Source organism: Aurantibacter sp., from assembly GCF_039941195.1.
Taxonomy (GTDB): Bacteria; Bacteroidota; Bacteroidia; order Flavobacteriales; family Flavobacteriaceae; genus Aurantibacter_A.
Genome location: NZ_JBDVFA010000015.1, coordinates 1 through 21514, shown reverse-complemented (window position 1 = coordinate 21514; position 21514 = coordinate 1). Strand labels below are relative to the sequence as shown.

Sequence of the window (21514 nt, the reverse complement as noted above, 5' to 3'; positions counted from 1 at the left end):
AGATAGGGTCTTTTTTTTCTTAGCTTTTTATCAAATGACTAGGAGGATAACCAAATTGTTTTTTAAAACATCGACTAAAATATAATGGATCGTTAAAACCAATATAATCGGTAACTTCAGATACATTATATTTTTTCGTCTTTAATAATTGTGCGGATTTTTTAAGGCGCACAGTTCTAATAAATTCATTTGGTGCAAGGTCTGTAAGTTCTTTTATCTTTCGATAAAGTTTAGAAGAGCTCATGCCCAGTTTTTCGCATAAAAAACCTGAATTTAAATCGTAATTGCTCATATTTTGCTCAATCAATTGATTTACCATTTCCATAAATTCTTCATCAATTGGAGAATGCGTTAAAACCTTGATGTTGCTTTCAATATCAGCAGAAAACAACTTTTTAAGATCGGTTCGAGACTTGATTATGTTGTCAATTCGCGTTTTTAATAAAGAAGGGTCAAAAGGCTTAACAAGATATGCATCTGCACCAGAATTGTATCCTTTTATTTTATCATCACTTTCTGCTAAAGCTGTTAATAAGATAACAGGAATATGACTAATTGAAGCATCGTTTTTTAACACGTTACAAAATTGATACCCATCCATAACAGGCATCATTACATCTGCTATACAAGCTATTGGTTTTATTTGACTGCATATTTGAAGTCCTTTTTGGCCATTTTCTGCTTCAAATACTTTGTAAAATTCAGACAGATAACTAACTAAATAGTTTCGTAATTCAACATTGTCTTCGATTATTAGAATATGTTCTTTTATGCGTGTGTTTTTAATAATATTTTTCGCAGAAATAAGTTGAGGTGACTCTTTTTTTATAGGTTTATTTTCAATGTTAAAAATTTCGTTTTCAGCATAGGAATTTTTATCGATAGGAATTTTAATAGTAAAAACACTACCTTCAACTTGGGTGCTCTGAACACTAATAGACCCTTTGTGTAATTCTATCAAAGCTTTCACCAATGAGAGACCAATTCCTGTTCCCGTATTATTTTCCTTGCTATTTGTTGTTTGATAAAATCTGGTAAAAATTTTATCTTGACTAGTTGTTGGAATGCCAATACCGTTATCACTTACTTCTAAAACTAAGTAGTCTTTATATGATGAATATTTTTTGGCTATAAATATGTCTACATTGCCGTATTTGGGTGTGAATTTAAAGGCATTAGAAAGCAAATTATATAGTATTTTATCATATTTATCACGATCTATATATCCTTCTATTGTATCATTTTCGGAAATAAAATTGAATTGTATTTTATTGTTATCCGCTAATTCTTGAAATGAATCATAGGTTACTCTAGTGTGCGCCAAAATATCAGTCTTAGAGACTTTTAAATTTAATTCTCCAGACTGCGATTTTCTGAAATCTAAAACCTGATTTACAAGATTTAAAAGGCGTTGGGCGTTTTTGTCTATAAGTTGAAATTTTGCATTTTGATAGTGGTTGTTAGAATCACGTCCTTCTTCAATTAATTGTTTAGTAGGGCCTAAGATTAATGTTAAAGGTGTTCTCAATTCATGTGAAATATTGGTGAAAAAGCGAAGTTTTTCATTGTTTAATTTTTCGTCTCGTTCTCGTTTTACCTTCTCCGTTAGTAATTGTTGTTTCAATCTAAATTTTATTCTTAGTTGTTTTCTAATCAAGTAGAGAGAAATTCCTAGAGCCAAAAGAAATAAGGCTAACGCTTTGTATGTAAACCAGAATGGAGGAAGAATTTTAATTTTGAATGTAGCAGTGTCACTCCAAATACTACTACTGTTCATTGCTTTTATTTTAAAGGTGTAATCTCCAAAAAACAGATTGGTGTATTGTACGGTTCGCTGTTTTGCATCAACAGTATTCCAAGATTCATCAAACCCTTCTAAAATATAACTGTATTTATTTAATCGTTCATTAACATAAGAAGGACTAGAAAAGGTGAAGGCAAAATTTTTATTGGCATTGTTAAGAACCAACTCGCGTTTTTTATTTATACCTGTATTAAGTATGATTTGATTGTTTAATTCACTGCCAATTTCAACTTCTTTATTTTGTATTCTTACTGCTGTGATGATGGGTTTTGGAGCATAGTTATTGTCTTTAAGCGTGCTAGGTGAAAATGTTATTACTCCATTTTTTCCGCCAAGAAACACATGATTATCATCGGCAAAATAAAATCCACTTAAACTAAAAACATCCAATCTGTTTCCGCTATTCGTATGGTATGTTTTTACTGTTTTTGATGTTGCGTTAAAGCGTGCGACTTGATTATTGTTGACATTTAACCACAAATTACCTTTAGTGTCAGAAAATAAATCTGTAATCCATTTGTTTTGTAATTCTTGAGGAATTGTAGTTGAGGTAAAATTATCACTTTGTTTATCATAATAATTTAAACCATTTCTAGTAGCAGCCCAAATATTGCCATTGGTATCTATCGTTAAATCACTAACATTACTATGTGATAGACCTAATTGCTTTTCTGGGTGCGTTTTATATGTTTTTGTTTGTTCAGAAAAAGGGTCGTACAGATAAACACCAGCTTGAGTTGCAAACCAAATTTTATCAATATTGTCTACAACTATTTTATTGATTTCATTGTCTACTATTTTAGAGCCAGCAAATTCAAATTTTTCAAAAGTATTTGCAAGAACTGCAACAACACCTTCGCCATGTGACCCTATGAGCAATTTATTTTCTCCAACTTTAGCAAAGGCTAAAACCGGAGAGTTTTGAAACCCTACATTGTGTTTTTTAGAATTATTCGTAAGATAATCGTAAACTAGAATTTCACCATTCCAGAGTCCACAATAGAATTTTTTACCATCAAACGAATAAATACTTGCAATGTCTTTTTGCTTGTTGTACAAGGGGGTGTAATGCCCATCGTTGTATATAAAAAGTCCGTTATGTCTAGTGGCAACAATTATTTTATCATCATAAGTTTTAGCAAAACCCCTGATTCTTGGAATTTGATTTTGAATATACTTTGAAATTTCTTTGTTGGTTTTAAATTGGTTCTCATAAGGATCAAATTTATCTAAACCATCTTCAGTGCCAATCCATAATACCCCTGATGCATCAAAAAACAACGAAGATACAAGGTCATCTACTAAAGAATTATCATCTGAAAGTTCAGAATAATATAGTGAGAAATCTTGTTTTGAGATATTCTCGAGTTCTTCTGTAACTAAAATTCCACCTAAAGTGCCAAGCCAATATTTACCATCGGATGCTTGTGCGATAGACGTAAAATGAGGTCCTATTTTATCCCTCATGGTCACATTTTCAATGTATAGATTTTCAAATTTGTTGCTAGTTGTATTAAGTTTGTAAAGACCTTCGCGAGAACCAATAAAAATGTCAGAATTATCATTTTCATAGATGAAATTAACGTAAGGGTTGAGTTCAGTTGAATTTGGTATAGTTAATTTAAATTCTGTTGTTGAAGCAATATTGCCCTGGTCATCTAAAGCGATTTTTGCAATACCGTTATCTTTGTAACTACCAATCCAAATATGTCCTTTAGAGTCTTCGAATATATCTTTGATATAATAGAATTCTGGTAATTCAATTTTCTCAAATGAATTGAGTTTAGGGTAATAAACGAATACACCTTTGCTTTTTGTACCTATCCACACACGTTTAAATCGATCAACATGTACTGCTCTAATTTCATGGTCTTGTATGCTATTAGGGTTGGTTTGTTCTGGCAAAAAGGTTTTAAAGTTGTTGGTCGTCATATCGAACCTAGTAAGGCCATTACGTGTACCAATCCAAAGTGTGTTTGTGTCAGTATCTAGTTCTAAAGCAGTAATGTCATCATTCTGTATCGTATTCGAAGTTTCTGATGAAGTTGTGTAGCTTTTAAATTCAAAGCCATCAAAACGGTTTAATCCTGAGAAGGTGCCAAGCCATAAAAAACCATTTTTATCTTGCTTGATATGACGTACAGAATTGTGAGATAATCCATCATTGTCATTATAATGCTCAAACTTAATTTGTTGCGCAAATAGATAATTACCAATAGACAGCAAAAATAGTAGGAGGAAATATTTTTTAAGAGCTTTAATCATTTGCATTTTACAATGTACAGATTTATAACGAAATGATATTACCATCTACTTAAGACATAAGGTAGATCGAATTTTGAATGAATTACGAGTCGTAAAGCTCCTTATTTTTTTGCAGTCATTTCAAGCTCTAAAGTTCCGCCTTTAATAAGTTGACTATGATTTAAATAAAAATCTGAAATAGTTTCGTTTTGCCACTTCATTTTACTTATCAAAACGTTTTCGGGGCTGTTATTTATTGTTTTGATTTGAATGGATTCACCTGTAAAATAATCATTATTCAATAGTATGGTTATCTTGTCAAAAATAGGACTTCCAATTTGGTATCTTGGGTCATCTTCGGTACCTCCATTCATTTGAAATAGACCAGTTTTTAATAAAACAGCTAAACTACCCATTAAACCTTGGTCTTCATCTCCATTATATCCGGTGTCAGTACCTAGTCCACTATAGGCTTTGCTTACAACATTTCGAGACCAATATTGAGTTAAGTCTGGTCGACCTAAAAGATTGAATATGTAGGCTGTTTGCATTGAAGGTTGATTGCCGTAATTAATTGGAATTTGGCGATATTCAGGATGCAACTCTTGAGAGTGCGAACTACCAGCTGTAAAACCTAATTTTTCAGCGCTCTCAAATTGTTTGTTTAGTTTTTCAACAGCTTTTTCTTTTCCTCCCATTAGACCAGCAAGGCCTTCAATATCATGCGGAACAAACCAAGTAGATTGAGCTCCATTTGATTCTATGAAACCATGTTCGTGCTCGTAAGGGCTGTAATTCTCCGACCATTTACCATATACATCTTTCGGGTGCATCCAACCAATGGTAGTATCAAATACATTTTTATAATTTTTAGATCGATTAATGAAATAGTTGTAGTCTTCTGTATGCCCTAATTTTTTCGATAATTGGGCTAAAGTCCAATCTTGATAGGCATATTCCATAGTGAGGCTGGCACCGTCTTGGTGGCCACCGAATTTGCCTTCAGGAATAGGATGTGGTACATAGCCATCTTTTATATAATATTTTAATCCACCACCTACAGTAGTATTATGTTCATATCCAGCTTTTTCCATAATGCCACCAGGCATATGATTCTTCTTTAAAGCTTGGTAAATTTCTTCTAAATCATCTTTGATAATCCCTTTTTGAATAGCGCTTACTATAAAAGGAGTAGAAGAAGACCCTGTCATTACGTAGGTGTAATTACCACCTGAAGGGCCTCGAGGAATTAATCCACCGTCTTTATAATATTGCATGAGTGAATGGGTAAATTCTTCCATTATTTCAGGGTATACTAAGCCCCAAAGGGTGTTAATGGTCCATTGTGCACCCCAGAAAGAATCCGAGTTATAGTGATTGAATTGTGGTTTTCCGGCAGCATCCAACGGCAATTGGCCAATTCTAAATTGATCACCAGTATTATCTGGGTAGGCGCCATTTACGTCGCTTATAGTTCTACGGCCTTGTAAGGCGTGCCATAAATCTGTATAAAATCTACTTTGCGTTTTTTCGTGGCCACCTTCAACTGTAATTCTGCTTAACATGGAATTCCACTCATTTTTCGAGTCGGCAACTATTTGGTTAAAATCCCAAGTTGGTAATTCCGTTTGCATATTGGTTGCTGCATTTTCAATTGAGGTATAAGAAATGCTAACTTTCATTAGTACAGCCTTGTTTGAATTAGCTATAGATACAAGGTAATTTCCAGTTTCTGGGTCTTTTTTAATTGCCGTTATATCTGAATTTAAATCAATGCTAAAAAACAATTTTGTTGACTTTGGTCTTCGGTGTGTAGGTGCAATAGTTAACTCACCAGTAAGTCTTTTATCAGTTACTTTATTTAACACGCCATCTGCATTTGCATTTGGGCCTAGCATTCCATTTAAATTAAAGAGTACTGCTGTAGACGTGCCTTTTGGAAAATTATATTTGTGAAATCCTACTCGTTTGGTGCTTGTAAGTTCAGCCGTAATTCCATATCGATCTAATTCAACATAATGATATCCGGGAGAAGCTTTTTCGGTGTTGTGACTAAATTTTGATTCGTAATCGTTAAATATTGTTGTTTTATTTTCATCAGTAATGGTTACGGGCAGAACTGAAAGACCGGAAAGTTGCCATGCGTGAATATGACTAAAGCCTTTTATAGTATCAACTTTATGTCGATAGCCACTGCCCCATGCTCCGTCCACCTCGGTATCTGGACTCAAATTTACCATACCAAAAGGTCTACTTGCAGATGAAAAGAAAAACCAACGAGAGTTTTCAGAATCTAGTTTCGGATATACTAAATCAACAGGTTTTGTTTGTTCACTTGTTTCAGCGGTTTGCGGTAAACTCGTTCTTTCTTCTTTGCATGCAAGACTTGTTATAAAAAGTAAACAAGTGAAAACACTTGATATAAGAGCAGACAAAAATTGTTTCATATCGGTTAATTCAGTTGGTTATTTATATTTTTTTCAACAGCTTCTAACATTTTAAAATCAGGGAACCCATTATTTGGTCTTCTTATTGCAGGGTTATACCAATTTGCCCATTTTGGGTTTTTGTCACCATTCATTCGGTTGGTATACACTGTTTTTAATTGAGCTTTGACCTGGGGTAGCATCTGAAATGCTTCCTTTAAAAATATAGTATTACCAGTATCTTCTGTTTGTTTTTTTAACATAGCCATTTGGTGTAAGCTCCGTTCAAAAATTATTAAATCAGCATACAAAAGAGTAGGCAAGTAAATATAGTCATAATAGAAATTTTGTGATGTTTTTGTCATGACTAATCCTTTTTTAGCTTCGGCTAAGGCTTTGTGTATAAATTTGCTGGTATATGCTACATGTTCATAGTCGTTTTCTACCCTTCTATATTCTGAGGGTGTTGGCGTTTTTCCAGGCCGTTCAATTGGGGTGTCGGATAAGTATGATATAGCTTCACGTATTTCCCATAAATGCTGTACATATCCAATTCTGCCTTTTTGAGCTTTGCTTAATAATTTCATGGAAGCAATTGCATGTTTGGCGTTCATTTCACTAAAATAACGTTCAGTCCAAGTCGTAAAAAAAGTACTGGCCAAAAAAGTTTCAGGGTTATTGGCTACTTCGGCATAGGCTTCAATGTTAAAAATAAAAGGTCTAAAGTTTTGTCCGTTAACCAAACAAAATTTATCAGCGCTGTAGGTGGTAAACATGTCTTTCATTATGGTTTCTACCTTTTTTGGGTAAGGATTATGTACCGTGTGGTTTAACCAAAAACCAGCATGCATATAAGTTCCAAAATTATAATTTTCCGTAGTATTTGGTAAATATTCAAAATCTCCAAATCCGTGATCCGACCATAAAACAATCCAGTCTTTAGGAGGACGAAACCCATCATTCCACATTTGCATGCCATCAGAATAACAAACTAGAACCTTGTCGGCATTGGGCTTGTATTCGTCTACAAGTTTGCCAAATGCTTCATATACTTGGTTAAATACTTCAATTTTATCTTCCTCACAACTACTTTTATATTCCCAGTCCCAAACTTGATGTCGTGGGCGTAAAATAAATATATCTGTTTTTTCAAGTGGTGTTTCTTCTAAATAGTAGCGCCATGCCGTAAGCCAATCTTCTTTATAATCTTTCCAACAAGTTGCTTTGTCAGTAGACATGGGGTGTATTTGATAGCCTAAGGCAAAATCAATAGCCACTTTCATGCCTTTAGATTGCGCATAGTCAATCATTTTTTCAATATAATTGATATCAATCTTATAATCTGGGCTTAGTTTTTTGTATTCTGGTCTGAGAAAAAATTCGGGTCTGCCTAACATATCGAAAAGCTGAATAGCATTGTAGCGCAGGCGTACAAGCGAATTTATCATTTCGGTATAACTTTCCCAATCGTACTCTAACAGTTTGCCACGGTAGTTTGCTAATTCGTCAACATCATTTTCAAAATAACACAAAGTGGGTACTTTGGGTGGAGCAATAGTTTTGTTTTTAAAGGCGAAAACATCTACTGTAATGGTGGTGTCTGGTAATTTTTCCGTCCAATATTCAAGAGGGTCTATGCCTAAAATTTCTTTAGCATAATCGTAAACAGCATATTGAAAACCCTGAACATCTGAACCTGCCAAAACAATTGCTTTTTTATTGTTCTCTAGCGTAACGTGATTCCAAACGCCTCCTCTTGGTCCTGGGTTAGTAGTTGATAAATTTAATTTTGATTGATTGGCTAATTCAGAAATAATGGTGTTAGAATTAGGTGTGCCTAGTAAAAAAATAGTACCATCTGTTGGTAATGGTTCTGTTTCAGAAATTAGTTCAATATGAAAATCGCTAACCTTACTTAGGTCTTTTTTTAAATCCTGTATGGTATTTAGTTCTACGGTTTTAGCTGTATGGCCATGTACTAAATAAAATTTATGAGTAGCGTTATTTGTACACGAAAAAAACAATAAGATAGCAATGGGCAAAACCCATAAGCCAATGCGCTTATTCATAATTTTAATTTTAGTTGAAGTAATTGTTGGGTGCTCATTCGTATATGTGTTGAAAATTAAAATGGACAGACTTATTAAATCTGCCCATTTTAGAAACATACTAACTCCTCAACTTTAGTGGGTTAAATATTTTAATATCCTGGGTTCTGTTCGATATTGTTATCTGATAAAATAATTTCTGTGGCAGGTATAGGTCTTAATAAATGAATTGACGGGTCAAAAGCACCATGATCAATTACATGAGGATTGTATAAATTTATGCGCTCTTGTAGTTTACCTGTACGTTTTAAATCGTACCATCTATTGGTTTCTCCGGCAAGTTCAATTGCCCTTTCGTTTAAAATATCGTCTATAGTAACCGTTGCGTAATGATTAGCGATGTTTGTTGCTCGCTCTCTTACTATATTTATATGTGCTGCTGCTTGTGCCGGACTACCAGCACCAAGATATGCTTCAGCTGCAATTAAATGCGATTCTGCAATTCTAAATACAAAAGTATCTCTATAGCCACCTTCAATTTCATCAAATCCTACGTCATCAAACTTTTTGAAAATAGGAAAGTTTGCAAAAATAGTGTTGTTAGTGTACTGGTAATTAACACCAGGTACATTTACTGGTGATTCGTTGTAATAATATTGATCTGGTTGATACACATAATAATTGTTTAGTTTTTCAGCTAAAACATCTGCGGCTAGGGCTTGTTTTGGAAAATAAATAACGGTATCACCAACTGCAATGTTATCCGTGCCAACTGTGTCAATAGCATCCGCTAACAATGCTCTGTGAAAAGTTGCATCATCTCTTGAGTCGTTGTCGTCAAATAATGAGTAGAAAAACTCGGTAGGCATAACACTTCCTTCCCGAAAACCATAAGGGTTTTGTCTAGTCATACCTGGTAATTCATTTACGCTAAACATTAACGTCGAATGTTTGGTGTTATTTCTGTCTTCGTAATCTCCACCTGAACCGTACTGAATTGCAAATAAGATTTCGTCGTTTACTTGATTGTCATAATCGAAAACCTGAGCAAAGGTTTGAGACTTAATGTCATAACCGCCAATCGCGCTTTCTGCTAAAGAAGCTGCTTTACTAAAATCGCCTGTATCACCAAAAGATGTATACCCTCTGGTTAAATATACTTTTGCTAATAAGTGTTGTGCAGCTCTTACTGAGAATCTTCCAGTTTCAGGATTAGCTTCCAATGCTGGGATGGCTTCTTCTAAATCTGTAATTATTTGTGCATAGGTATCTTGTTCAGAAGATCTAAAATACTCAGAGCTAATGCCTTCTATTTCATCCAGCAAAATAACCACACCACCAAATTCTTGAACTAAATTGAAATAGGCTAATGCACGTAATGCTTTGGCTTGCGCCATTCCATTATCTCTGGCTCCGGTGTTAGAGGGTGTCCAAACTATTTCATTTGCAAACCTGTTTAAAACAATATTTGCTTTGCTAATTACACTGTAATTATTCTTCCAAACGTTAGCAAAGCTTCCGTTACTACTATTCAAGTTTAAATAAACATTTAAAGCATTTAAGTCAGTGCTTAAATTACCTTGAGTAGTGAAAATATCGGTACCCAACATTGTATGGTCATAGCCTGCGTCTTTGTATTTGTATACATCACGAAGCGAATTGTATGCACCAACAACTAATCTGTCAGCGTTGTCTTCAGTAATAAAATCTTCACCAGTTAAATTGGTGTAGTTTTCTTCTTCAATAAATTTATTACAAGAATAGGTGGTAACTGCAAGTACTGCTAGTAAAAGCAACCGCTCTATATTTTTTTTATATATTTTCATTTTCTTAAATTTTATTTTTAGAATGCTAATTTTAGACCTATCAAAGTGGTTCTGGTAAGAAAGCTCATGTCATATGAATTTTGCAAACCAGTTTCTGGGTCTGGTCCATTAAAATCCGAAAATGTAAATGGATTTTGTACATCAACCGATAGTCTAGCGCTGGTCATTTTAAGTCTATCTAAAACACTATCAGGAAAATTATAACCCATTCCGATATTACCAATTTTCACAAATGACATATCTTCAAAAGAGTATTCGCCTAATGCTGGGCCAATTCCCGGTAATGGGTTTTCAGCATTTGGTGTATCAGGTGTCCAATATGAAGTGTCAATTTTGTTAAATGTAGTTTCACCATTTGTATCATGATGTTGGTGAAATTCTGAATGGCCAAATACCCCTTGTCTTGTATACATCATTACTGACATATCAATGTCTTTGTATCTAAAAGTATTTGTCATACCACCGGTCCAATCTGGTGCAGTAGTTCCGATTACAACTTTATCATTGGCTGCATCTAATATTCCATCGTTATTTTGATCTTTATATTTGTATTCGCCAGGCACAGCATTATATACTGCGGCTTCTGCAGCTTCGTCGATTTGCCATATACCTAGTTTTTCATATGAATAAATTGCATCAGATGGTTGCCCTACAATTAATGCGCTATGTCTACCAAAGACTTGTAAATCTAAATCGCCTTCTAATTTCAAAATTTCATTTTTGTTTTTAGCGAAATTTATATTGGTGTTCCAACTAAAGTTATCCGTTTGAATGTTCTTAGTGTTTAAAGTAAATTCAACCCCACTATTTTTCATAGAACCAAAGTTGCCTACAGCACTTTCATATCCTGTTACATTTAACAAGTTTCTTGAAAAAATAGCTCCTTCAGTTGTTTTGTCATATAGTTCTAAAGAGAAATTAACTCTGTTATTTAACATGCCAAAATCAAGTCCTAAATTTATTTCATCAGATACCTCCCAAGTTAACTCAGGATTAGATAAGCCATTCACAACATTACCATTTACTAAATCATCGCCGAATAAGTAGTTTGTGTTATTCAAGAATGCAAAAGATTTATATGGCGAAACTGTATTGTAGTTACCTGATTGACCATAACTTAATCTTAGTTTTAAGTTAGTTAACCAATCGGCATTCTGTAAAAATTGTTCTTCACTTGCTCGCCAAGCGAATGCTGCGGATGGAAAGAAATTCCATTTATTGCCTTCTGCAAGTTTAGAAGCACCATCATATCTTCCAGTAAAAGTGAAAAGATATTTGTCATTTATATTATAGTTTAAACGACCTGCTACCGATGCGGTTGTTTCTTTTTCATAATATGAGCTGTATTGGCGAACATCAGTACCAGCACTTGTATTATAGTAGCCATGAAAATCAGGAACATTTCTAGTTTCAATATTGTTGCCTTCTAACTGATTTGAATAAACAGAGGCAATTAAAGTAGCTCCTAATTTTTGCTTTTCAGAAATATCAAAATTAAAATCAGCAGTGTTGTCCCACGTATAAGAGTTTCTTAAATCTACACCATAATAAGCTCTTGTTCTTGATGGATCGTTTCTTGCAGATTTTGTAAGTAAGCCTCTGTGCTCACCATTTCTAGTAGATGTTAAATTTGGCGAGAAAGTAGTTTTTAAATTCAACCAATCAGCAGCTTCATATTGCACATAAAAGTTAGATATTACGTTTAATATTCTTTGGTTAACTTTCCAGGCTCCATTTACTTCGTAATATGGATTTACGAAGCGCTGGTCTTCATTGTCTGGATAAAATATTAATTCACCATTATCTTCATAAGGATCAGTCGTCACTGGTAATCTATAAGCACTTCTAAAAAGTTCTCTACTACCTCTTTCTTGTTCAGAGTACGATAAGTATGCTCGCAAACCAATTGTAAATCGATTCATTTTTTTAGATAAAGATGTCGAAGCTGTATAACGTTCGTATGCTTGATCATTACCTACTACCCCTTCATCTCTTAAATAGCCAATTGAACCACTATATACAAGACCGTTTTGCCCACCAGACATAGAAACGGTATGGCTTGATTGAATCGCTGTTCTTGTAATGTAATCTATCCAATCAAAATAATCACCATTAGCGAGGTTGTCTGTTTCTCCATTATCAAAGAATGATTGGTTTCTATTAATTGAGTAATTGTTAAAATCTGCAGCTGTTGGGTTAGGAGTAGAACTATTTAACCATTCTGCTTTCCATTGCTGTGCTCGTAAATTATTATCAATAAATGCAACATATTCATCACCAGTCATAGTGTCAGCAAGGTTAGTAGCAGTACTAACACCAAAGGAAGCATCATAAGAAAATTGAGTTATTCCTTCAATACCATTTTTGGTAGTAATAATCACAACCCCATTTGCACCTCTTGAACCATAAATAGCTGTAGCAGAGGCATCTTTTAATATATCCATTTGCTTAATATCCGCAGGATTCAATATATTGATATTGTCAAGAAAAATTCCGTCAACAACGTATAGTGGTCTAGATAGGTCTTCGGTAACATTATCACTTTGCCCATCCGCGTTTGCCTGATTACTGTTGGTAATTACAGTGTTACCTCTAATTCTAATGGATAAAGGAGAACCTGGTTTTGAGTTAAGTCGTCTAACATCAACACCAGCTACTGTACCACGTACAGCTTGACCTAAATCAGTTTTACGTTGCTCGGTTAATTGTTCCGAACCAATAGAGGCTACAGCTCCTGTTAAATCACTTTTCTTTACAGAACCGTAACCAATTACTACTACTTCTTCAAGGCTAGTGGAAGATTCGCCTAGTTGAATACTATAATTAGAAGAACCGTCTAAAAGTACTTCTTTGGTTTCATATCCTATATAAGATATGACTAGGGTTGTACCATCAGTAACAGAAATAGTAAAATTTCCGTCAAAATCTGATACCACACCATTTGATGTTCCTTTTTCAATTACACTGGCTCCAGGTAAGGGAACATTAGTATCATCTAGAACAACACCAGTAATTTGTGTTTGAGCAAATGAAACTGATGAAACACCTAATGCAAGGAGCGCCATTAATAGTTTGAGTTTTTTCATTTTCGTTATGTTGATTAAAAGTTTCATCAAACATAATCTGACAAATAACTATTGGAATGGATATTTGATTCGAAAACATGGACAATTTTATCAATATGTTAATTTGTGGAGGGTAAAATAACGAAGTTGATAAATTGATGTTAAACTATAAATACCTGTAATAACAACGCTTAAGAGCGTTTTTAGATTATTTTGGTTTCATTTTGTAGTTGTTGGAGCTAAATTGTTTTAAGAAAAAAAGTTTTGTTTTAAATTTATTGACAACCAATTCTTGAAGAATTATTAATAATCTTTTCCTTGGGCGCTAGCTGCTCTCGATTTTTCCCAATTATCCCAAAGGGATACCATTTCGTTTAATTTTTCAGGATTTTCCTTGGATAGATTATTTTTTTCAGCCGGGTCATTTACAATGTCATATAATTCAAACGGACTTTTTGGGTCGATTCTATGAATTTTATATTTGTTTTCTATTAGGGCGGCATAATTTTCAATGCTAAATGCAAGTGGTACAAATCTTTCTTTTTTAGTTTGAAGTGCAAAGGGTAAAATGTCAACTCCATCGTAAGGACGTTTGTATTTTTTTAGGTCAATTTCTAGAAGGTTTGCAATCGTTGGAAAATAATCTGATGTAAAACAAGGAGCGTTAACTTTAGTATTTGGTTTAATGGTTCCAGCCCATTCGATTATTCCAGGAACTCTAATGCCTCCTTCATATAAACTTCGTTTTCTACCCTTTAATCCTTTGGTAATACCTTGAGTTCTATCAGTAACCAATTTACCTTCAGGACCATTGTCACTCGTGTAAAATAGAATAGTATTGTCTTCAATACCTAAGGTTCTAAGTTCGGTTCGTAGTCTTCCTATTTGTTCGTCTAATGCAGTTAAAACACCGTAATAGTGTTGTTGGTCTTCAGAAAGTTCACTGTACTCTTTTTTATGGTCTTCACCCGCTATTACAGGTAGGTGAGGAGTGTGAAACCAAACTATAGAAAGAAAAGATTTTTCAGAATTTACAGCATCTTCAATAAACGGAATTACCCGATCCATTATCACTCTTGAGTCGTCTCCTTCCAAATTTTCAGTTTCAATTTGATTAGGGCCAGTCCAATAAAAAGTATTAAAAGGTTTGCCCTCTTTAAGTTTTCCATTTACATCACCAGAGTTAGCAGGTGGTGTAATCATAGGATTGTATGTAGGTACTTTAGATTCGGTAACGAAACTTATATCAAAACCATGTTCCCAGGGTGGTGCGTAGTCGTTATCATATTTAGGGTTACCACCTCTGTTCGCATCTAAAGTATCTCGTGTTAAAGTTCCTAAATGCCATTTGCCAAAATGTCCTGTGGTATATCCTTTTTCTTTAACCATTTCCGCTAAAGTCACTTCTTCTTTTTTTATATGACCACAATTTGCATAACAAATTCCGTAACGCATGGGGTGTCGGCCAGTCATTACACTTCCACGTGTTGGTGAGCAAACAGCAGATCCTGCATAAAAACGATTAAATACGGCTCCATTTGCAGCCATAGCATCTAAATTTGGTGTTTTTAAATATGGATGATCATTGTATCCAATATCTCCCCATCCTTGATCATCAGCCATTAAGAGGATGATGTTCGGCGGTTTAATTGCTATCTCCTTAACTTCAGAAGTATTTTTTTGTTTTTCAACACAACTAAAAAAAGTAATAAGTATAAAGAAGTAAATATGATTTAAAAATGTTTTTTTGAAGATAGAATTCAGCATAATATAAATATGGTTTTCATTATTCGGACAATTCCATCCAAGTAAGTTGTTGCCAATTTTCTTTAATATAATCTTGAGGGTTTCCTGGAGTCGACCTACCGGTAGTAATTAATAAAGTTAATTCTTGTGTAAGTTTTGTTACTATATTGGGATGCTTAAAGTATAGGTTATTGGTTTCTGAAGGGTCATCTTCCATATTATAAAGTTCATAAATGGCTTCTTTAGGATCTGGTTCTATAAAAGTTGGTTTTAATGAGCCACCAGAACCACGGAACATGTTTAACTTCCATTTTCCTTTACGTATTGCAAAATGACCAGTAACTGAATGATGAATTAATGCCCCTCTTTTATATTTCTTATGGGAGTTATTTTTTAGCAAAGGGTATAAACTAAAACTATCTTCACCAGCATTATCAGGAATGTCTGCATTGATAATATCTGCAATGGTAGCCAGATAATCCGTTTGGCAAACAGGCGTAGTTATTATTTTTCCAGCTTTTATTGCATCTGGCCATCGCATTAAAAACGGAACTCTATGGCCGCCTTCATATATGTCTCTTTTACCACCTTTAAAATTTAAACTGCTATAATGATTGTAAGTCTCTCTTTGATATGTGTAATTAGTTTCTGCACCATTATCGGAAGAAAATATAACTAAGGTGTTATTAGAAATGCCTTTGGCATCAAGCGCATTAAGTATTTGGCCAACACGAAAATCTGTTTCCTCCATAAAATCCCCATAATTTCCGCAATTGCTCTGACCTTGAAAATCTGGATGGGTGGCATGCGGCAAATGCGGACTTGTTAAAGGAAGGTATAAAAAGAAGGGTTTGTTATCTTCAGATTCAGTAGCAACTTCATTAATGTATTTGACAGCACTGTCCGCTAAAGTTTTTAAAACAAGTTGATCGTCAAAGGAAGCTGCTGCCTCTACCCAATCTCCTTCGCCGATAGGTTTATTTTCATAAGGGGGTGTCATTCGATAACTGTGAGGTCTAACTTTAGTACCGTAGGATCTAGAATTGAAATCTGATTTCTTTTTGGTGTATAAAGTTGGCGGGTCCATAACGCGGTCGTTTTCAAGGTAAGTTAATACACCATAATTCATTGATGCTGGAATTCCAAAGAAGTAATCAAATCCTTTATCAATCGGCCCATCAGTGAATGGTTTGGACCAATCTCGATTTTTATTAAAAGATCCTTGAAATTCCATTTGAAGATGCCATTTTCCTATCATGGCAGTTTTATATCCATTTTCTTGAAGTAAAGAGGCGATGGTCATTCTATCTTTTTCAATCAAGCAAGGTCCGTCTGCATTTAGAACACCTTTTTTTAATGAAGTTCTCCAGCTATAGCGACCCGTTAAAAGGGAGTATCTAGATGGGGTGCAAACTGCATCGCTGCTATGGCCGTCACTAAAAATCACACCTTCATTGGCTATTTTATCTATATTAGGTGTATTAAATTTAGAATTCTTATTTAATGCGCTCACATCACCATAACCTTGATCATCTGTGTAAATGATAATAATGTTTGGTTTTTGAGCAGCATTGATGTTTTTTTCTTTTTTTAAATAGCCTAATTCAATAAGAAATGAAGTGCTTTTTTCAATAGTCTTCTCATAATCTGAGGTGTTTTTGATTTTTGGTCGAAAAAAAGACCCGTTAAAAAAGCCATGTTTTCTACCTTCAAAAGCAATTAATTCGCAGGTATTACCAGCATCAAGCATAAGATTAGTAAATCGTTCTACATTTTCAAATGGGACGGTTGTATCTCCTGTTCCGTGAAAAATTAGAGTAGGTGCAATTCCTTTTTGTATATGATGGTTGGGAGAAATTTCTGTTTGCTTTTCTTTACCTACTTTATCTAATCCGTAACCTTTACCTGTAGTATCTAATACGGGATTGAATAAAATCATTGCGTTCGGGGTGGAGCTAAAGGATAAATCTTCGCCTGCTTCCTCGTATCCACTTATCGCACCCGTACATGCAGCGATATGGCCCCCAGCTGATCCACCAGAGGCTATAATTTTATTAGGGTCAATACCAAGCTCGGTAGCATGTTTTCGAATCCAGCGAATAGCAGATTTTGCGTCCTTAACACTTTCAAATGGGGAAGTGTTATTTCTACTTTTAACGCGATAATCAGCTGAAATCGCTACAATTCCTTGGTTTGCAAAATAATTAGCTTGCTCATAGAACTGCTTTGGAGTTCCACCAATCCAACCCCCTCCAAAGAAAAATATAATTGCTGGAGATTTTTTGGTTGAGGTATGTCCTTTTGGGTTAAAGACATGTAGTTCTAGTTTTATGGTATCTATGGTTTTATAAACGAGTAGTTTATCAGGTTGGATGTTTTTATTTTCTAAATTATCTATTTCCGATTGAGATTTAGAAATTAAATTCGTTAATAATAGAACAATGAGAATAATAAGACGCGTCATAAATACTTTTAGAATCCAAACAAGAGAAATAGTAGATTACAAAATAGTGGATTTATTTATAGAACAAATGCGAAAAGTTAATTAATATTTTAAATGTACACTCCTTTTATAGGAGTGTACATTTAAAATAGCTTTGTAGATATTTATGAATAGATTTTCAGGTTAGTTCAAGTGTTCTATGAATTATGGTCAACACATATAGTTCACGAACTATTAGCACCTATTTACCGATTTACATATAAGTATCCGGATTTGGTCATACCGTTAGTATTTTTCATGTATTTGATAATATAAAAGTATACCCCAACTGGAAGTTCTTCTTTTTCTTGAATCGTTACACGTGCACTTGATATCCCGCTAAATGCATTTGAATCATTGTTATACCCATTTGTTTCAAAAACTTTAATACCCCATCGATTATAAATTTCGACTGTGTTTTCAGGAAATTGTTCAATGAACTTTATTTTAAAAATTCCATTATTTAAGTCTGGACTTATTAAATCATTTTCAATTTCTATATCACATGCGACACCATCAACAGCGCTACCTCCTATAGAATCGCAACTATCTAAAGGATCAGTTTGGTCTGTTATTTCCTGACCATCAATGATAGTATCACCATCAGTATCTTCATTTTCTGGATCAGTTCCTAAAGCATTTTCTTCATCGGTCGTTAACCCATCTTCATCACAATCTGATGTGCCTACTGGAGTACCTCCTATAGAATCACAAGCATCTAAAGGATTCGTATTGTCTAATACTTCTTGACCGTCAATTATACCGTCACCATCAGAATCAGGATTTAATGGGGCTGTGCCTAAATCTACTTCTTCACTATCGGTAAGTCCGTCATTATCCGTATCCGGGTTATTTGGATCGGTACCTAACGTTGCTTCTTCTTCAGTTGTCAAGTCATCATTATCGCAATCACTTGTACTTAAAGGAGTACCATTAACATGGTCACAATCGTCCAGAGGGTCTGTTGTATCAATATTTACTTCTTGACCATCATTGATACCATCTCCATCTGTATCTGGATTATTAGTGTCTGTACCTAACGCAGCTTCTTCGTTATTTGTAAGTCCGTCATTATCCGTATCCTCAGAAATAGTCACCGTACCAGTTCCTGTATTACCCGCTTCATCGGTAACAATAACTTGTATAACATCTTCATCAGAAAGAACTGGAAGACTACCACTATCAGGAGTAGTAGAACCGGTATCTATACTCCAGTCACCATTTGCATCAGCTATAACACTATAGGTTACATCAACACTATTATCACCGTTAGTATCCAATTCAACTAAAAGACTTTCGTTAGCGTCTCCTTGCCCAGTTACTACCGGAGTGATATCCGAAGTACTAAAACTATCTGCAATTGGTGCTGTAGTATTAAGTACTATTGATTCAGTATCATCAGCAGTGTTGCCCGCAAGATCAGAAACCTCAGCATTGACCGATATCGGACCATTGTTTAAGCCGGAAATATCAACTTCATTTGCCGTCCATGTTCCACCAGTTACCGTAGCTGTTGTAGTAACGGAATTTACGCCATCATCTAAAGTAACGGTTACCGTTTGGTTGTCTTCAACCCCTGTGGTCACACCTGAAATTATAACATCGGCAACCTCAGCTTCACTAACAATATTATCTATTTCAATAGGAGTATTTATCTCAATATCAATAATAACATCATGAACAATGTCTCTAGTAACTTGCGTAGCAGGGTTTCCTGCCAGGTCGCTCACATCTGCAGTAATGGTTTCATTGACATCCAACGCTTGTGCATCTGCTGCAGGAACACCTAAACTCCAAACGCCACCGGTAACCGTAGTTGTATAGGTTTGACCGTTCAAGGTTACCGTTACGGTTTGACCATCTTCGGCATCTGTAGTACCACTAATAATAACATCGTTATCATCTTCAACTCCACTGATAACATCATCGTTAGATACAACATCTATAGTTATTATTGGAGGAGTTACATCATGTTCGATATCTCTTGTTGCCTGAATAGCAGGATTACCGGCTACATTACTTACATCTGCAGTAATGGTTTCGTTTGCATCTAATGCCTGAGCGTCTGCCGCTGGTAAGTCTAAACTCCAAGTACCACCATTTACCAAAGTAGTGTATGTTTGTCCGTTCAAGGTTACGGTTACGGTTTGACCGTCTTCGGCATCTGTACTACCATTGAAGGTAACGTCACTATCATCTTCTAATGCATTAATAATATCATCGGTAGCAACTACATTAATACTTATCGTAGGTGCCGTAACATCATGTTCAATATCGCGTGTAGCTTCAATAGCTGGGTTGCCGGATACATCGTTCACATTAGCAGTTATTGTTTCATTTGCATTTAATGCCTGTGCATCTGACGCAGGTACATCTAAACTCCAAGTTCCACCTGTTACCGCTGTTGTGTATGTTTCACCGTTCAATACTACAGTTACTATTTGACCATCTTCTGCATCCGTTGTACCACTAATGGTAACGTCGCTATCATCTTCCACAGCATTAATAATATCATCGGTAGAAACCACATCTATTGCGATTGTTGGTGCCGCTGCATCATGCTCAATATCACGTGTAGCCTCAATAGCAGGGTTCCCAGCTACATCACTTACATCTGCAGCAATGGTTTCCGTAGCGTCCAATGCTTGGGCATCAGCCGCAGGTAAATCAAAACTCCATGTTCCTCCAGTTACTATTGCTGTGTAGGTTTGTCCATTTAAAATTACCGTAACCACCTGACCATCTTCAGCATCTGTAGTACCACTTATGGTAACATCGTTGTCATCTTCAATTGAGTTGATAATATCATCTACGGCAACTACATCTATGGTAATTACAGGTGCGGTAACATCATGTTCAATATCACGTGTAGCTTGTGTTGCAGGGTTGCCCGCCAAATCATTTACATCTGCAGTAATTGTTTCATTAGGGTCTAATGCCTGCACATCTACCGCCGGAACATCTAGGCTCCATGTGCCACCTGTTACCGTAGTCGTATAGGTTTGACCGTTTAAGGTTACCGTAACAGTTTGACCATCTTCGGCATCTGTGGTACCACTGATTGTTACATCACTATTTTGCTCAAATTCATTGATAATATCATCTATAGAAACCACATCTATTGTGATTACCGGTGCACTATCATCATGAATAATATCTCGTGTTGCTTGTGCTGCAGGGTTACCCGCTGCATCACTAACATCTGCCGTAATCGTTTCCAAAGGATCTAATGCCTGTGCATCTGCTGCAGGTAAATCAAAACTCCATGTTCCTGAAGTTACCGTTGTAGTGTACGTCTGACCATTTAATACAACCGTTACAGTCTGACCATCTTCAGCATCTGTAGTGGTTCCGCTAATAGTCACATCACTATCATCTTCCACAGCACTGATAATGTCATCGCCCGATACAACATCTATTGTAATTGTCGGTGCCGTTACATCATGCTCTATATCTCGTGTTGCCTGTGTTGCTGGGTTACCCGCTGCATCACTAACATCTGCTGTGATTGTTTCCGTTGCGCCTAATGCTTGAGCTGCCGTTGCAGGTAAGTCAAAACTCCATACGCCTCCTGTTACAGTAGTCGTATATGTTTGTCCGTCTAAGACTACAGTTACGGTTTGACCGTCTTCTGCACCCGTAGTGGTTCCGCTAATGGTTACATCCGAGTCATCCTCCAAGGCATTTATAACATCGTCTCCAGATACTACATCGATTGTTATTGTTGGCGCGGCTACATCATGTTCGATATCTCTGGTTGCCTGTGTTGCAGGGTTACCCGCTAAATCACTCACGTCTGCAGTAATTGTTTCCATAGCATCCAAAGCTTGGGCATCCACTCCAGGCAAATCAAAACTCCATACTCCTCCTGCT

General features: G+C 35.4%; 8 protein-coding genes. All 8 read right to left on the bottom strand.

The genetic code is table 11. The features are described 5' to 3' along the window. Nucleotides 1-19 precede the first annotated feature (19 nt). Entirely contained in the window at nucleotides 20-4069 is a 4050-nt protein-coding gene (locus ABJF52_RS02645; protein WP_348145896.1) for a two-component regulator propeller domain-containing protein, read from the bottom strand. Between the two features lie 101 nt (nucleotides 4070-4170). Continuing rightward, nucleotides 4171-6495 (bottom strand): GH92 family glycosyl hydrolase, encoded by a 2325-nt coding sequence (locus ABJF52_RS02640; protein WP_348145894.1) that lies wholly within the window; start codon nucleotides 6493-6495, stop codon nucleotides 4171-4173. A 5-nt stretch (nucleotides 6496-6500) separates the two neighbouring features. Beyond that, nucleotides 6501-8543: a glycosyl hydrolase 115 family protein gene (locus tag ABJF52_RS02635; protein ID WP_348145892.1), complete on the bottom strand. Its 2043-nt coding sequence runs from the start codon at nucleotides 8541-8543 to the stop codon at nucleotides 6501-6503. 131 nt (nucleotides 8544-8674) lie between these two features. After that, nucleotides 8675-10348, bottom strand: a complete 1674-nt coding sequence (locus ABJF52_RS02630; RefSeq protein WP_348145889.1) for a RagB/SusD family nutrient uptake outer membrane protein — start codon at nucleotides 10346-10348, stop codon at nucleotides 8675-8677. A gap of 17 nt (nucleotides 10349-10365) precedes the next feature. After that, nucleotides 10366-13434, bottom strand: coding sequence for a TonB-dependent receptor (locus ABJF52_RS02625; RefSeq protein ID WP_348145886.1), 3069 nt, complete (start codon nucleotides 13432-13434; stop codon nucleotides 10366-10368). Between the two features lie 282 nt (nucleotides 13435-13716). Continuing rightward, nucleotides 13717-15180: a sulfatase-like hydrolase/transferase gene (locus ABJF52_RS02620; RefSeq protein ID WP_348145884.1), complete on the bottom strand. Its 1464-nt coding sequence runs from the start codon at nucleotides 15178-15180 to the stop codon at nucleotides 13717-13719. 19 nt (nucleotides 15181-15199) lie between these two features. Beyond that, nucleotides 15200-17623 carry a sulfatase-like hydrolase/transferase gene (locus tag ABJF52_RS02615; RefSeq protein ID WP_348145881.1) on the bottom strand — a complete coding sequence of 808 codons (2424 nt, stop codon included), beginning with the start codon at nucleotides 17621-17623 and terminating at the stop codon, nucleotides 15200-15202. 224 nt (nucleotides 17624-17847) lie between these two features. Continuing rightward, nucleotides 17848-21514: Ig-like domain-containing protein (locus ABJF52_RS02610; RefSeq protein ID WP_348145878.1), on the bottom strand; the 3667-nt coding region annotated here is incomplete at its 5' end.

What these genes read in the sequence shown, in the direction of transcription:
- ABJF52_RS02620 (WP_348145884.1), bottom strand. Translation starts at nt 15,180, where the DNA reads ATGCTGAATTCTATCTTCAAAAAAACATTTTTAAATCATATTTACTTC.
- ABJF52_RS02615 (WP_348145881.1), bottom strand. Translation starts at nt 17,623, where the DNA reads ATGACGCGTCTTATTATTCTCATTGTTCTATTATTAACGAATTTAATT.
- ABJF52_RS02630 (WP_348145889.1), bottom strand. Translation starts at nt 10,348, where the DNA reads ATGAAAATATATAAAAAAAATATAGAGCGGTTGCTTTTACTAGCAGTA.
- ABJF52_RS02640 (WP_348145894.1), bottom strand. Translation starts at nt 6,495, where the DNA reads ATGAAACAATTTTTGTCTGCTCTTATATCAAGTGTTTTCACTTGTTTA.
- ABJF52_RS02635 (WP_348145892.1), bottom strand. Translation starts at nt 8,543, where the DNA reads ATGAATAAGCGCATTGGCTTATGGGTTTTGCCCATTGCTATCTTATTG.
- ABJF52_RS02645 (WP_348145896.1), bottom strand. Translation starts at nt 4,069, where the DNA reads ATGATTAAAGCTCTTAAAAAATATTTCCTCCTACTATTTTTGCTGTCT.
- ABJF52_RS02625 (WP_348145886.1), bottom strand. Translation starts at nt 13,434, where the DNA reads ATGAAAAAACTCAAACTATTAATGGCGCTCCTTGCATTAGGTGTTTCA.